Raw genomic sequence first — 926 nt, 5'->3', positions numbered from 1 at the left:
TCGACACCGCACCGCGGCTGAAGGTCTTGAAGACCGAAGAGCCGTCCGGCCGCAAGGCCGGCATCAAGGTGAAGTCGGTCGCCGAGCTCGTCGACAAGCTCAAGTCCGAAGCCGGCGTGCTTTAAGTTTAAGGAAAGGGAGATTTCCATCATGGCCATTCTGCTTCTGGCTGACCACGACACCACACACCTTTCCGACCAGACGGCGAAGGCGCTGACCGCCGCGACGAAGATCGGCGGCGATGTGCATGTGCTCATTGCCGGCTCAGGCGTTAAAGGGGTCGCCGAGCAGGCGGCCAAGCTTTCCGGCGTCGCCAAGGTGCTGGTCGCCGACGACGCCTCGCTCGCCAACAACCTGGCCGAGCCGCTGGCGGCGCTGATCGTCTCGCTCGCCGGTTCCTACGACACGCTGATTGCCGCCGCCACCTCGGTCGGCAAGAACGTCATGCCGCGGGTTGCCGCCCTCCTCGACGTCGCCCAGGTCTCGGAGATCATCGAAGTGGTCTCTGCCGACACTTATCGGCGGCCGATCTATGCCGGCAATGCCATCCAGACGGTGCAGACGAGCGAAGCCAAGCGGGTGATCACCGTCAGGACCGCCTCGTTCGCCGCCGCCGGTGAAGGCGGTTCAGCGGTCATCGAGAGCGTCTCGGCCGCCGCCGATCCGGGGCTTTCCAGTCATGTCTCCGACGCGCTGTCCTCCTCCGACCGGCCGGAGCTGACCTCGGCGAAGATCATCATCTCCGGCGGCCGGGCGCTCGGCTCCTCGGAGAAGTTCAAGGAGGTGATCCTGCCGGTCGCCGACAAGCTCGGCGCCGCCGTCGGCGCCTCGCGCGCCGCCGTCGATGCCGGCTATGCGCCGAACGACTGGCAGGTCGGCCAGACCGGCAAGGTGGTCGCCCCCGACCTCTACATCGCCTGCGGCAT

The 926-nt window shown here is 66.6% G+C and carries 1 protein-coding gene and 1 pseudogene; both read left to right on the top strand.

From position 1 onward, the window contains the following. Positions 1-125 (top strand): annotated as a pseudogene (locus CO656_RS29520) (electron transfer flavoprotein subunit beta/FixA family protein); the annotation flags it as partial. A gap of 25 nt (positions 126-150) precedes the next feature. Continuing rightward, the coding region (locus CO656_RS29515; RefSeq protein ID WP_097528139.1) for an electron transfer flavoprotein subunit alpha/FixB family protein at positions 151-926 on the top strand (776 nt) is incomplete at its 3' end.

The organism is Sinorhizobium sp. FG01, assembly GCF_002531875.1.
GTDB lineage: Bacteria > Pseudomonadota > Alphaproteobacteria > Rhizobiales > Rhizobiaceae > Sinorhizobium > Sinorhizobium fredii_C.
The sequence above is the reverse complement of the archived record's forward strand: the minus strand, read 5'-3'. Positions and strand labels throughout refer to the sequence as shown.